The 14,812-nt window shown below is 44.1% G+C and carries 12 protein-coding genes; all 12 read left to right on the top strand.

Annotation, left to right across the window (positions count from 1 at the left end):
• Positions 1-373 precede the first annotated feature (373 nt).
• The 12 genes from mraZ to ftsA all read left to right on the top strand — a co-directional run bounded on the left by mraZ (position 374) and on the right by ftsA (position 14,751).
• The gene (gene mraZ / locus R8P61_17350) at positions 374-841 is read left to right on the top strand and encodes a division/cell wall cluster transcriptional repressor MraZ (GenBank protein ID MDW3648838.1); all 468 of its coding nucleotides are present in this window, start codon (positions 374-376) and stop codon (positions 839-841) included.
• Positions 841-1,740, top strand: coding sequence for a 16S rRNA (cytosine(1402)-N(4))-methyltransferase RsmH (gene rsmH / locus R8P61_17345; GenBank protein ID MDW3648837.1), 900 nt, complete (start codon positions 841-843; stop codon positions 1,738-1,740). The genes mraZ and rsmH overlap by 1 nt, the downstream gene beginning before the upstream one ends.
• Positions 1,741-1,768: 28 nt before the next feature.
• Positions 1,769-2,131 (top strand): FtsL-like putative cell division protein, encoded by a 363-nt coding sequence (locus R8P61_17340; protein MDW3648836.1) that lies wholly within the window; start codon positions 1,769-1,771, stop codon positions 2,129-2,131.
• Positions 2,132-2,238: 107 nt separating this feature from the next.
• Positions 2,239-4,332: a penicillin-binding protein gene (locus tag R8P61_17335; GenBank protein ID MDW3648835.1), complete on the top strand. Its 2,094-nt coding sequence runs from the start codon at positions 2,239-2,241 to the stop codon at positions 4,330-4,332.
• A gap of 2 nt (positions 4,333-4,334) precedes the next feature.
• Positions 4,335-5,783: a UDP-N-acetylmuramoyl-L-alanyl-D-glutamate--2,6-diaminopimelate ligase gene (locus R8P61_17330; protein MDW3648834.1), complete on the top strand. Its 1,449-nt coding sequence runs from the start codon at positions 4,335-4,337 to the stop codon at positions 5,781-5,783.
• Positions 5,784-5,888: 105 nt separating this feature from the next.
• The gene (gene mraY / locus R8P61_17325; protein MDW3648833.1) at positions 5,889-7,325 is read left to right on the top strand and encodes a phospho-N-acetylmuramoyl-pentapeptide-transferase; all 1,437 of its coding nucleotides are present in this window, start codon (positions 5,889-5,891) and stop codon (positions 7,323-7,325) included.
• Positions 7,326-8,663, top strand: a complete 1,338-nt coding sequence (gene murD, locus R8P61_17320) for a UDP-N-acetylmuramoyl-L-alanine--D-glutamate ligase (protein ID MDW3648832.1) — start codon at positions 7,326-7,328, stop codon at positions 8,661-8,663.
• Positions 8,664-8,696: 33 nt separating this feature from the next.
• Positions 8,697-9,854: an FtsW/RodA/SpoVE family cell cycle protein gene (locus tag R8P61_17315; GenBank protein MDW3648831.1), complete on the top strand. Its 1,158-nt coding sequence runs from the start codon at positions 8,697-8,699 to the stop codon at positions 9,852-9,854.
• 92 nt (positions 9,855-9,946) lie between these two features.
• Positions 9,947-11,044, top strand: a complete 1,098-nt coding sequence (murG, locus tag R8P61_17310; protein ID MDW3648830.1) for an undecaprenyldiphospho-muramoylpentapeptide beta-N-acetylglucosaminyltransferase — start codon at positions 9,947-9,949, stop codon at positions 11,042-11,044.
• A complete protein-coding gene (murC, locus tag R8P61_17305) occupies positions 11,016-12,362 on the top strand; it encodes a UDP-N-acetylmuramate--L-alanine ligase (protein ID MDW3648829.1) in 1,347 nt (448 codons plus the stop codon). The genes murG and murC overlap by 29 nt, the downstream gene beginning before the upstream one ends.
• A 96-nt stretch (positions 12,363-12,458) precedes the next feature.
• Positions 12,459-13,322 carry a hypothetical protein gene (locus R8P61_17300; protein ID MDW3648828.1) on the top strand — a complete coding sequence of 288 codons (864 nt, stop codon included), beginning with the start codon at positions 12,459-12,461 and terminating at the stop codon, positions 13,320-13,322.
• A 103-nt stretch (positions 13,323-13,425) separates the two neighbouring features.
• Entirely contained in the window at positions 13,426-14,751 is a 1,326-nt protein-coding gene (ftsA, locus tag R8P61_17295; protein ID MDW3648827.1) for a cell division protein FtsA, read from the top strand.
• Positions 14,752-14,812: the final 61 nt, after the last annotated feature.

Raw genomic sequence — 14,812 nt, 5'->3', positions numbered from 1 at the left:
TTGTCTTACTACTGAATCATGCGGAATTGATCAAATGATCATGTAATTGTGAAACCGCATGTGAGTAAAAACGTGCATAGAAATGGGCAATTTTTTCAAATCTTCTTCGGATTTGGACCAAATCAGGTTCGGATTCTCCACTCTTCTCCACTTTTCGCCCCGATATCCTAAGCTGTTTAGTAATAATATTTGCTAAATAGCCAAAGATGTTGGCGTATTGTGCTAATTAAGTTGGATAATAAAAAATAATTTCCATTATTGTTAGCATCAATACATAAAGTGGAACATATTGTGTAAAAAATGTGTATAAAAGTGGGAAAAAGTGGGAAAAATGCTTTTCTTTATGTCGTTGATTCCGAAAGTACATTGACGAATGAAATCATTAATCGGAGAATATCATTGTAAACTGGACGCTAAAGGCCGCTTCTTGATGCCTTCAGGTCTTCGTAAGCAATTGCCCGAGGATCAACAAAATGATTTCGTAATTAACCGCGGCTTGGACAAGTGTCTGGTTTTATGGCCCTTGGCGGTTTGGGAAAAAGAATCTGCCAAGATTCGCGCTTTAAATAGCTATGACCCCAAGCGTAGGGCTTTTCAGCGGATGTTCTTTAGTGGAGCGAGAGAAGTGCAGCTGGATGGAAGTGGAAGAGTTTTGCTAACCAGTTTTTTGATCGAGCATGCAGGCTTGGGAAAAGCATTGGTCTTGGAAGCTCAAAGCGACCGGGTGGAGATCTGGGACAAAAACGCCTTTGAAGGCTGGATGGAAGATCCCGGATACGATTTTGGAATGCTTGCTGAAGAAGTCATGAAAGACCTGGGTTCAGGGGAAGGAGGACAATAATGACTCCTTATCATGTGCCGGTCATGCTGAAAGAGACCATTGAGCTGCTTTCCATTGATCCCAATGGAATTTATGTCGATGTAACGTACGGGGGAGGAGGCCACTCGAGAGAAATTCTCTCAAGGCTGGAAGGAGGCAAGCTGATCGCTTTTGATCAGGATGCTGATGCGAAACGGAATCTATTGGAAGACGAGCGGTTGGAATTTGTGGCGAGCAACTTTGCGTTCATTGAATCTGCGCTTGAAGCGCAGCAAATAAAAGGAGTAGATGGAATCATTGCGGATTTGGGGATTTCTTCTCATCAGATTGATACAGCGGAGCGGGGATTTAGCTATCGTTTTGATGCGCCCCTGGATATGAGGATGAATACAAGTGAAGGAATCACAGCTGCAGAGATTTTGAATACATATGAGGAGTCGGAGCTCTACAGAATCTTTAAAGTATACGGCGAATTGCCCAATGCAAAAAAGGTTCAACATCTGGTCGTAGAGCGGAGGGCATCAGAGGAGATCAGGACTACGGGTCAATTGGAGAATATTCTTCAGTCGGCCATTCCTCACAAAAGAAGGGCAAAATTTCTGGCTCAAGTGTACCAAGCCCTTCGAATAGAGGTAAATCAGGAAATGGAGGCTTTAGAAAAGCTTTTGCTCGCTTCCCTCAATATCCTGAAGCCCGGAGGAAGATTTGTAGTCATGGCATATCACTCCCTGGAAGACCGGATGGTCAAGAATTTTTTCAGGAGTGGAAATCTTGCTGGAAAAGTGGAAAAAGATTTCTACGGAAATGATTTGAGTCCCTGGAAGAAAATAACAAGAAAGGCGATTCAGGCTTCGCAGCTAGAGATCGACGAGAATAACAGGGCGAGAAGTGCGAGGCTGAGGGCAGTAGAAAGAAAATAGAAACACAAAAACGTGAACTGAATATATCATGCAAGTGATCAGTAAAAACCGAAAAAAGCAGAATGGACCCCTGATAAACGGGGTGGCTGCCAAAGGCAAAAAAGGCCTTTCGGTTAAACGCGTAGATGATTATCTGAGATTCATCATCTTCCTTGCTCTGATTGGTATGCTGTATATCGGAAACACACATTACGCAGAACGGCAAGTAAAGGAAATAGAAATGCTGGAGAAAGATGTGAAGGACCTGAAATCCAAATACTTGCTTCGGAAATCTACCTTGAGTGCCGGGACCAGGTTCTCCGAGTTAAAACCCGCAGTAGACACTTTAGGGCTACGGCCACTGGCACAGCCCCCGTACAAATTGATCAAGACCAAATCGAATACTGAATAACCATCAACAGAAACAGACACAGACACAGCTTTTCCCTCTCATTCTTTACGCTTTAACCTGGATATGAAAAAGATTCATATCCATAACCCTATAAAAAGATATCTGGCATGAAGAAAGTATCCGACAACATATTATCACGAGTGTACATGCTCTTCGGTCTCTTCCTATTGATGGGACTGATGATCATTCTGCGCGTGGTCGGATTGCAGTTCAATTCTACCTATTGGTCCGAGAAGGAATTGGAAGAAGGACAGATTTCTATTAAAAAGCTGGTAGCTGATCGTGGAAATATTTTGGATGAGAAAGGAACCATCATGGCAACCTCCATCCCTTTCTACAAAATCGCCCTGGACCCCTCAATTATTGATTCCACCAAGTGGGACAATTTTGATGACTCTTTGAAACATTTATCCAGTCTGATGGCGGATCAATTCTTTGACTTGGAAGAGGATTCGCTGGCTCATACTCGCGTTTACCAAAAGGTACGCACTGCTATGGCCGAAGGAGATCGCCACGTCTATCTTCTTCGCAAAAAGATCAATTTTCAGGAATTGCAGACGGTTAAAAACTGGCCCATCCTTCGCCGGGGACGCTGGGAAGCAGGTTTAGTCGTTGAAAAATTCCGAAACGAGCGCTTTTATCCTTTTAATGATATGGCGCGGGTTACATTAGGACAATTAGCGGATGATACCTTAGGTATTCGCGGTATCGAGCATTCTTTTAATAGAGAATTGCGTGGACGCGATGGCTATGTCCTTGCTCAAAAAGTAGTCGGAGATTCTTATTTGCCCCTCGATCAATTTGGTGAAATAAGAGCACATGATGGCTACGATATTACCACAACTCTGGACGTCGATCTACAGGATGTAGTCGAGTCAGCACTGAAAGACGGCGTTACCCGTCATTATGCCCAGTCCGGGACTGCTATTTTAATTGAAGTAGAAACTGGAAAGGTAAAGGCGCTTGCCAATTATCCTGAAACCTATAACCAGGCCCTTGCAACACGCTATGAGCCAGGATCGACTTTCAAAATTGCCTCTGCAACGGCTCTCTTGCAGGACGAACTCTTCGATGTTTGTGATTCAGTTGATACCGGCAATGGTAAAATGATGCTTGACGATAAGGAGATTTCGGATAATGGTCATGCATTTGGAATCATTACCCTTGAAGAGGTGATCAAAGAATCCTCCAACATTGGAATCGCTAAGATCGTCCAAAAATACTTCGGAGGGAATCCCGAGCGTTTCTACGAGCACTTGAAAAACTTTGGATTCTACCAAAAGCCTAATCAGCAGATCAAAGGGGAACCTAATCCCTTGATCATTGAGCCCGGCCATGAAGATTACACCAGTTTTACCTTGCCTAACCTCGCTTACGGCTACTCGATTGGAGTTACCGCTATGCAAATGGCTTCTTTCTATAACGGTATAGCTAATAAAGGAAAACTGATGCGTCCATGGATCATCAAGCAAGTTTCCGACAACGGAAATGTGATCCAGGCATATGCACCTGAGGTAGTGACGGAGCAAATGTGTAGCCCTGAGGTAGCAGTAGCAGTGAGAGAAATGATGAAGTTGGTAGTACGGGATGGCACAGCAAAGAGACAATTTAGAAATATGCCTTTTGAGGTGGCGGGTAAAACCGGTACTGCAAAGAAAACGGGCAAATACGGATATATCAGAAAATACAGGGCTTCATTCGGTGGATTTTTCCCCGCCAATGACCCCAGATATACGCTCTTTATCATGGTTGACGAGCCAGATGCTGGTACCAGTTCTGGTGCGAGTGTAGCAGCTCCGATTTTCCGCCGCATTGCACAGGAAGTATATCGGATGGATAATGGGATTGAAGCCGAGCCATTGGATACGGAAAATTCAAATCCATTCCCCAATGCCCCGAAGATTGAAGCGAATAGTGCGAAAGAAGTTTTTGCCAGTCTTCAAATCCCGGTCAAAAACATAGAAAATGAAGAATGGATCCAGGCATTTGTGGATAGCGCAAGATATCGTACCCAAAAGCTTGAGATGGAAGAAAATATAATCCCTGATCTCAAAGGCATGACTAGTAGAGATGCAATCAACCTCCTCGAAAATATGGGAGTTGAAGTAACTCTAAGAGGAATAGGCCGTGTACGGAGGCAGTCTTTACTGCCCGGTTACAAGTTTACAGATCAGGCAAGAATAACCCTGTTTCTTAGCTGAATATGAAACTGCAAGACTTACTCAGTAATGTTCAGGTAAAGCAGATACAGGGAGACGCGGGAATCGAAATCGGAGATTTTCATTTCGATTCCAGAAAAGTAGAAGAGGGCCACTTGTTTATAGCCGTTAAAGGCACACAAGTAGACGGGCATGCGTTCATTGACAAGGCGATAGCAAAGGGAGCCTCAGCCGTAGTGCTGGAGCAGCTTCCTGATCATCCTGCACCGGGGATTACTTGGGTACAGGTAGAAAAAAGTTCACGGGCTTTAGCCTATATATCGGCAAATTTCTTCGGAAACCCAGCCCAAAAGCTCTCTCTGATTGGTATCACAGGTACCAACGGAAAATCAACTTCGGTTACGCTCTTGTACCAGTTGTTTACCGGCCTGGGGATAAAGACCGGACTTGTTTCTACCATAGAGAACCGCATCGGAAACGAAGTAGTTCATGCTACCCATACAACCCCTGATCCCAAATCTTTGCATCAATTGTTCGCAAAGATGCTGGAAGCAGGTTGTGAGTACTGTTTCATGGAAGTGAGCAGTCATGCACTTGATCAGGATCGAGTAGCAGGTATACCCTTCCGCGTGGGAATGTTTACCAATATTACCCACGACCATCTGGATTATCACAGCACTTTTAAAGCCTATATCCAGGCCAAGAAAATGCTCTTTGATTCGATGGGAAAAAAAAGTGTGGCCATCATCAATGCAGATGATAAAAATGGCAAGGTCATGGTACAGAATACATCAGCTGTTGTGAAGTATTTCGCACTAAAGCGAGCAGTTGATTATCACGCCAGGATTCTGGAAAACGCACTGGAAGGATTAAACCTGCAGATAGGAAGGTCTGAAGTTTGGTTTCGATTGAGGGGAAGTTTCAATGCTTACAATCTTCTGATGGTTTATGCCTGTGCCGTTGAGCTGGGTTTTGAACCACAGGAAGTGCTAAGAGAAATGAGTATGCTGGAAGGAGCCGCTGGAAGATTTGAAGTGTTGAGGCAAAACAAACTTACTGCCATCGTGGATTATGCACATACCCCGGATGCACTGGAAAATGTCTTGAGGACAATGAAGGACATCCATAAAGGGCAAGGCAGAATCCTGACTGTAGTAGGCTGCGGGGGAAATCGGGATAAAACTAAACGGCCGAAAATGGCCAAAATTGCTACAGATTATTCGGAGCAGATCATTTTGACCTCTGATAATCCCCGCAATGAGGACCCGGATCAAATCATCGAGGATATGTATGTAGGAGTGCCACTCCCTTTGCAAAGAAAAGTACTGAGAATCAGCAACCGCAAAGAAGCGATTAGACTCGCTTGCCAATTGGCAAGGCCCGAAGACATCGTTCTGGTTGCCGGAAAAGGTCATGAGACCTATCAGGAAATCAAAGGAGTGCGACATCCTTTCGATGATCGCGAAGTGTTGATGGAAGCCATGAACGAATAATCAAAAGATGATGACGCTTAGGCGATATACAACAAAATACAGACAGCAGGAAGCTTAATTAGAAGCACGTTCTTATTTATCAATCAACCAAATGTACAACGAAACATGCTTTACTATTTTCTAGACTGGCTGAACGAACTCTATGATATTCCTGGCTTTGGTGTTTTTCGATTTATCACCTTCAGAGCGATACTATCAATCATTTTTTCATTGATAATATCCTTGCTTATCGGCAAGAAGATCATTGACTTATTGAGAAAGAACCTGATCGGAGAAGTTGTCCGGGATTCGGATACTGGACCCGATCATGCGGCGAAAGCAGGTACCCCGACTATGGGAGGGGTTATCATCATAGCAGCCATAGTGATTCCTACCCTTTTGTGGGCAGACATCAAAAACAGCTACGTATGGTTGATTCTCCTGGGCACAGTTTGGATGGGTGCCATTGGATTTGTAGACGACTACATAAAAGTATTCAAGAAGGATAAAGCGGGATTGAAAGGTAAATTCAAAATTGTCGGACAAGTCGGTTTAGGAATTGTAGTTGGCTTGGTTATGCTCAACCACCCTGATTTTATGGGGAGTAGAGCCAACCTGACTCAACTAAACGTCATCAAAACGAATAAGCTGTTGACGGACGTAGGATTCAGACCGGGTGATGTGCTGGTTAAAATAAATGGAGTAGCCTACGAAGAAGCGCCTGATGGTGAAAATTACATTGATATCGGGACCTATACGGTCATGAGAGATTTTCACGACCTGGCAGGAAACCTGATGAATACAGAATTTGAAGTGGATATCCCGGCCATCAACCGCAAACTGGTTGCCAGTGAGCTTTTCGGCCCTAAGGATGAAAGCTTTATCTACATCACAGATTTCCCATTCTTCAAATCCTTTGTATTTGATTATTCCAAAGTACCCATACTTCAGAACTTCATTGAGCCGAAGATCCTGGGACGAGTGGTCTATCTGCTGGTAGTGATCTTCATCATCACCTTCGTTTCCAATGCGGTGAATCTTACCGATGGAATTGATGGCTTGGCCTCCAGTGTTACAGCTATCGTAGGAGCAGGTCTTGGATTGTTTGCCTATGTGTCTGGAAACTTTGTGTTTTCCACTTACCTGAATATCAGTTATATCCCTCTCTCGGCAGAGCTGTTGGTTTATTCCACAGCCCTAATCGGTGGATGTCTGGGATTCCTCTGGTACAATGCCTATCCGGCACAGGTATTCATGGGAGATACGGGAAGTTTGGCGCTGGGAGGAGCATTGGGAATACTTGCACTGATGGTGAAAAAGGAATTACTCATTCCGATTCTTTGTGGAATCTTCATTGCTGAAGCAGTATCTGTCATCATACAGGTTAGCTACTTTAAATACACCAAAAAACGCACAGGCGAAGGGAAAAGAGTCTTTTTGATGGCTCCACTTCACCACCATTACGAAAAGAAAGGTTTACACGAAGCAAAAATTGTGGCTCGCTTTCTTATCGTAGCAGTCCTACTCGTTTTGGTAGCCTTCGCAACTTTGAAACTGAGATAGATGAGTAAGAAAGTATCCATACTGGGAGCTGGAGAAAGCGGAATTGGGGCAGCCATTTTGGCCCAAAAGGAAGGCTATGAGGTATGGGTATCAGATGCAGGAAATATCGCCGAAAGGTTCAAAAAAATATTAGAAGAGAAAGAGATCCCTTTTGAAGAGGGAAAACATACAAAAGAAAAGTTCTTTGAAGCAGATATGATCGTAAAAAGCCCCGGTATTCCGGAGCATGCAGGGATCATACAAGAAATTAGAGGAGAAGGAGGCAGGATCATTTCCGAGATTGAATTTGCCAGTCTTCATACCGACGCACGATTGATTGCCATTACCGGAAGCAATGGAAAAACTACCACAACTTCCCTCATTTGGCACCTCTTGAATGCAGCAGGTATAAAAGTAGGATTGGCAGGAAATATCGGAAAAAGTTTTGCCTGGCAGCTGGCAGAAGCATCTTTTGATGCCTATGTGCTGGAAATCAGCTCTTTCCAATTGGATGATGTCGAGACCTTTAAGCCGGAAATCGCGCTTTTGCTCAACATCACCCCGGACCATCTCGATCGCTACAATTACAGCCTCAAAAAATATGGAGCTGCAAAAATGCGAATCGCAGAGAATCAGGAAGAGAATAACAAGCTGATCTACTGGATGGAAGATACAGAGATTGCCAAGCAGCTGTTTGATGCAAAGCCTAAAGCAGAGCGACTTCCCTTCAGCCTGAAAGAACTCAAAGGATCTAAAGCATGGGTAGCCAATAATCACTTGCAATTAGGAGGAACAGAATTTCTGGACTTTACCCACCTCAAGCTGATTGGCCGACATAATCAACTCAATGCCTTAGCTGCTTTGCTGGCTGTACAGGCTTTCGGAGTGGAAGTAGAGAAGATTAAAGATGCGCTTTGTGAATTCAAACCAGTCGAACACAGATTGGAATGGGTAGCCGAGATTGAAGGAGTGAGATATATAAATGATTCCAAAGCCACCAATGTAGACGCGCTTGCTTTTGCGCTGGAAGCTATGGACAGGCCTTTGATTTGGATGGCAGGAGGAGTAGACAAAGGAAATGACTACAGTGATTTGAAAGAGGAGGTTGAGAAGAAAGTGAAAGGCATTGTGGTATTAGGGGAGGACAAGAGGAAGTTTGAAGAAAACTTTGACAAACCCCTGCAGCAAGCCATGAGCATGAAAGAAGGACTAGCCCTTGCAGCTGAAATGGCAGAAGAAGGCGATACGGTTCTACTTTCTCCAGCATGTGCCAGTTTCGACCTCTTTAAGAACTATGAGGATCGGGGCAGGCAGTTTAAAGAAGAAGTTTTATCAAGAGTAAAGAATAAGGAAGACTAAGATTCAACAGGAAAAAATTAACAGAAGAAAGACATGAGTTGGATTTTAACAAGACTGAAAGGAGACAAAATGATCTGGATAACGGTATTCATGATCGTTTTGGTGAGTGTTCTTGCACTATATAGTGCGGGAAGCGCGAGGGCTTACCGTATCTACGGTGGAGATACTGAAGGAATGGTTTTACGTCATGCCTTTCTCCTGGGAGCGGGACTTCTGATCATGTTTGTTGTTCACCTCTTGAACTATAGAATCTTTGCAAAACTATCTAATGGCCTTTTGCTGGTTACCATTCCCTTGCTGATCTACACCATAGCCTCGGGAAGTGAAACCAATGAAACTGCACGATGGATCTCGATCTTTGGAACTTCCTTCCAGCCTTCTGATCTGGCCAAAATCACCTTGATGATTTACCTGGCTAAACTTCTGACCATGAGGCAGGATGTAATCAAGGATTTTACAGAGGGATTTTTACCTGCCTTATTCTGGGTAACAGTCATCTGCGGATTGATTGCGCCATCTGACTTGAGTACTGCCATGTTGATGTTTATAGCCAGTGTAATGGTCATGTTCATCGCAGGGGTAGATGTAAAATATATCGGTTTGCTGATTTTGGTAGGTGTCATGGGATTAGGAATCTTGAACAGTACCGCAAAACGTTCTGCCACCTGGAAAGCTCGTTGGGATGATTATGTGATGCGTATGGTAGATTCGGATTATACCCCTAATGTTCAGATTACACAGGCCCACATCGCAATAGCTACTAGTGGATTGCTTGGAAAAGGAGTAGGGAAAAGCGCCCAAAGAAACTATCTGCCTGAAGCAGATGCGGATTATATCTATGCCATTATCATTGAGGAATACGGACTTATGGGAGGAATATTTATTGTCCTGCTCTATCTGCTCCTATTATTCCGCAGTGTAAGTATTGCAACTATGAGTAGAACCTTTGGAGCATTAATGGCTTCGGGACTGGCATTTATACTGGTCTTACAGGCGATGATAAATATGGGCGTAACCGTGGGAATATTACCCGTTACCGGATTTACCCTGCCCCTGATAAGTAAAGGAGGAACCTCTATCCTGATCACCTGTATCTCTTTGGGGATCATCCTGAGTGTAAGCAGGGATGCGATAGAAAATAAAGGAAAGAAAAGAGGAGAAGGATTAAGAACACAATTAAGATTTACCTAACAAATAAGAAGTGTTCTGGTGTTCATGTGTTCAGGAGCGCCAGAATCTAAATCGAGAACAAAAGAATACGAGAACACAAGAACACATTATTAATGAATAAAAGAATCATCATATCAGGAGGCGGAACAGGCGGGCATATTTTCCCGGCCGTTTCCATCGCAAACGAAATCAAACGTCGCGATCCTGATGCTGATATCTTGTTCGTAGGGGCCAAAGGAGGAATGGAAACTCGTGTCGTTCCGCAGTACAATTATCCGATCGAAACGGTTTGGATCAGCGGAATACACAGACAGCTCAGCCTGAAAAACATCTGGAGGAATCTTTCATTCCCCATCAAACTCATCAGCAGCCTTATGCAATCCGGCAAGATTGTAAGAAGATTCAAGCCGGAAGCTGTTGTAGGAGTTGGAGGATATGCAAGTGGTCCTCTGGGAAGAGTAGCCGCCGGAAAAAATGTACCGCTCTTTATCTGTGAGCAGAATGCATACCCCGGTTTGGTAAACAAATGGCTAGCTCCCAAAGCAGAGAAAATTTTGCTCGGCAATGGAGATGCAGCCAAGTACTTTGACAAAAGCAAGATCGTCGTTACTGGCAATCCAATCCGCGAATTCAAACTGATTGATAGAGCGGAAGCAGCCAAGAAATTTGATCTGGATCCTAATAAGCCCATTCTCTTGAGTTTGGGAGGTTCTTTGGGAGCGATGAAGATCAATGAGGCGCTTGAAGGGGGATTGCAGCAGATCATCGAAGCGGATGTACAGATCATCTGGCAGTGTGGAAAGCGCTATTTCGAAGCCCTAAATGCCAGGGTTCAGAAGCATCCCAATGTAAAGCTTATGGCTTTTATCAATGATATGGCCGCAGCTTATTCCGCAGCTGATCTGATTGTGAGTAGAGCAGGAGGTAGCACGATCTCAGAACTGATTGCTTTATCAAAACCGGCCATCCTGGTACCCTCTCCCAATGTGGCAGAGGATCACCAAACCAAAAATGCTTTATCCCTTTCTGAAAAGGAAGCAGCAGTACTGGTTAAGGATGTGGAAGCTAAAGGAAAACTGATCCCGGAAGCCTTGAGCATTTTGGGAGATGAAAATAAACTAAAGACCCTGACTGGGAAAATTGAGGCGATGGAGAAACATAATGCAGCTGCAGAAATCGTAGATGAAATTTACAAACAAGCATATCAATGACATCTACTTTCTGGGAATCGGAGGCATAGGAATGAGCGCCCTCGCACGCTATTTCCACTTAAAAGGAGTAGGTGTTTCGGGTTATGATAGAACAAAGTCAGTGGTAACTGAGGAGTTGGAAAAAGAGGGGATGAAGATCTTTTACGTAATGGACAAAGCTCATGTGCAGGATACAGACCTGATGGTTTATACCCCTGCCATAGCCAAAAGCAGCGAAGAGTTTCAGGCAGCAGAGGAGAAGGGAATTCCCATTTATAAGCGTTCGCAGATATTGGGAATGATCAGCGAAGACTACAGATGTCTGGCAGTAGCAGGAACTCATGGGAAGACAACAACTTCTTCCATGTTGACCCATTTACTGCTAGAAACAGGAAAAGAGCCTACTGCTTTTCTGGGAGGGATCGCCAATAATCTGAACGGAAATTTCAGATTTGGATCATCAGATCTCATGGTAGTCGAAGCGGACGAATTTGATCGTTCCTTTTTGACACTCCACCCGGACAAAGCCATCATCACTTCTCTGGATGCAGATCATCTGGATATATATGGAGAAGTGGAAAATATGCGGGCAGGATTCAGGGCCTTTGCCGATCAGACAAAGGAATTGCTGGTACATGATTCGATTCGGGAGTTTGATTGGGGGAAAGCAGTGAAAAGCTACGGAATAAGCAGTGGTGACTTTCAGGCTTCCAATCTAAGAGCAGAGGAATTGGGAATGCGTTTCGACTTTACTTCTCCTTATGGAGATCTAAAAGATGTCAAAACCCATTTTCCGGGTGAGCACAATGTGCTCAATATGACAGCAGCGATGGCTATGAGTCTTGAATTAGGCGTGGATGTGGAGAAACTCAGAGAGGCAGTCTCAACTTTCTCCGGCATATACAGAAGATTTCAGGTACATCATCACTCAGAGATGCTGACCTATATCGATGATTATGCGCATCATCCCACCGAATTGGAGGCTGCAATCAGTACTGGAAGAGCTTTGTTTCCGGACAGACAACTGCTGGTGATCTTTCAACCGCATCTGTTTACGAGGACCCGCGATTTCATGGATGAATTCGCAGCAGCCCTCTCCAAAGCAGATCAGGTCTTACTCATGGAGATTTATCCAGCTCGCGAAAGCGCCATTCCCGGCATCACCTCATCTGCCCTTTTGGAAAAGATGAGTCTTGATAAAGCCGAAATGATTGCTCGCAAAGATCTGTCCGATAAAATAGAACAATGCATTCAGGCCCCTACGCTTGTCATGAGTTTAGGTGCCGGTGATATTGATAAGGAAGTGAAGAAAATTAAAGAAAGGATAAAGAAAATATGAATGTGTTTTAGTGTTGAAGTGCGGTAGTTCTAAGCAGCAGCGAAACGACAACACTCTAACACCACAACACATAAACACTTAAAGAAAATGTTCCTCTTGGTAAAGACATACAAGCAAAAAGCGCCTCGGCAAAATCGTCCTTTTGTAGAAGCAGAACCTGCAAAGAAGAAAGGAGCCAAAAAGGCAAGCAAGCATATACCTTTTAAAATGAGAGGTATCTGGTTTTACCCCCTTGTTGCTCTTACGATGATGGCCCTGCTCGCAATGGTTAATACTTATCAGGAGAATTTACCACTGCAAGACATCCAGGTAACATTTGTTGATCAGGATAACAACTCCTTTCTGGATGCCGATGCGGTGAAAGATTTGATCTCTTTCGATCAGGAGAGAGAATTGTTGGGAGAGAAAATGGGAGAAATTGCTTTGAGAGAGTTGGAGCAGGAATTGATTGCAAATCCGACAATCAAAGAAGCGGAGGTTTACAAAAGCAATAGTGGAGTTTTGAATGTGGATGTTGCTCTGAGGAAACCGATTGCAAGATTGATCAACAATAGTGGGAATTACCTCTATCTGGATGAAGAAGGGCATAAGTTTCCGGATTCCAGATTGCATTCCGCAAGAGTGCCTTTGATCAGAGGAGATTTTGAGGAGACGGTAGCTGACACTTTTGTATGTGAAACCCTGGAGAATGCATTGCCGGTATTGAAGTACATCCAGCACAACAAATTCTGGAATGCGCAAGTATCAGAGATCGCAATTAAAACCAGTGGAGAAATGATCATTTATCCTCAGGTAGGGGATATGACTATAGATTTTGGCTTTCCGGATAGGATTGCAGAGAAGTTTGACAATGCCCTGGTCTTCTACAAGCAGGTAGTACCCAAGGTAGGATGGGATAAGTACAAATCACTAAATGTAAAAGTAAATGGTCAGGTAGTGGCCAAAAAGAAAAGGAAATAAACCAAATAACTAATAGACACGTGAAGGCTAGCAGCAACACCGAAGTCCAACGCACACCGACTTTACGCTCAGTCTAAACAGTTCAAAAATTAACATAATAGCTATGTCTTCAGAGAAAATTTCAGCAAACGAAAAAATTGTAGTCGGATTAGACATCGGGACTACAAAGATTTGCGCCATCGTTGGGAAACGCAACGAATACGGCAAAATCAACATCCTCGGAGTGGGTAAATCTCATTCTGCCGGAGTTAGCCGTGGAGTAGTAGTCAATATCGAAAAAACGGTACAGGCTATTCGCGAGGCTATTGAAGAAGCAGAAAAGCATTCCGGAATCAAAATCGAAGTGGTCCATGTGGGAATTGCCGGTGAGCATGTGCGTAGCATGCAGCACAAAGGCATCATTACCCTCAATAACCCCGATTTCGAAATCACACAGTCAGATGTAAATCGCCTCCATGAGGACATGTTCAAGATCGCTACCCAGCCGGGAACAGAGATCATTCATGTGCTACCTCAGGAGTACACGGTTGACAATCAAAGTGGCATTATCGATCCGATCGGCATGTCAGGGGTGCGTCTGGAAGGAAACTTCCATTGCGTAACCGGACAGACCACTGCCGCCAACAATATTTATAAATGTGTAGTTCGTGCAGGACTGGAAGTTGCAGAGCTTATTCTTGAGCCCCTGGCTTCAAGTGCAGCTGTTTTGACTGAAGAAGAAAAAGAAGCAGGTGTTTGCCTGGTAGATATCGGAGGAGGAACTACTGACATTGCTGTATTTGAAAATAACATCATTCGCCATACTGCAGTGATTCCTTTCGGAGGAAACATTGTAACCGATGACATCAAACATGGCTGTAAAGTGATGAAGAAGCATGCCGAATTACTGAAAATCCAGTATGGAAGCGCTTTAGCTGAAGCAGTATATGAAGATGTAGTAATCAGCATCCCCGGACCAAGAGATCGTTCTGCGAAGGAGATTCACAAGAGCATGCTGGCTCAGGTGATACAGTCTCGTATGGAAGAGATCATGGAATTTGTGGTAGCTGAGATTAAAAACTCTGGATACGAAGACAAACTCGTAGCAGGTATCGTGGTAACTGGTGGGGGTTCTCAACTCCAGAACATGAAGGAGTGTGTAGAATACGTAACCGGAATCGATACCCGTGTCGGACTTCCCGGAGAGCATTTGGCAAGTGGATTGGTTGACGAAGTGAATTTCCCTATGTACGCAACCGGAACGGGTTTGGTCATCATGGGACTGGAAGCACAGGAGCTTGCTCCCGTACGTGCAAGTGGAAGAGGGGAATCAGCTATGCAGTACCAGCGAGTAGGTGCAGGAACCTCAGGTCCCCGCATCAGCTTCATCGACAAAGTGAAAACCTGGTTTGAAAGTACGCTAACTAACACAGGCGATTTTATTGAATAGACATAATTATGAATGAGGTAAAACCCGGATCAGAATAGCACCTGTTTTACCAATTATCTCA

Source organism: Bacteroidia bacterium (assembly GCA_033391075.1).
Lineage (GTDB): Bacteria > Bacteroidota > Bacteroidia > J057 > J057 > JAWPMV01.
The sequence above is the reverse complement of the archived record's forward strand: the minus strand, read 5'-3'. Positions and strand labels throughout refer to the sequence as shown.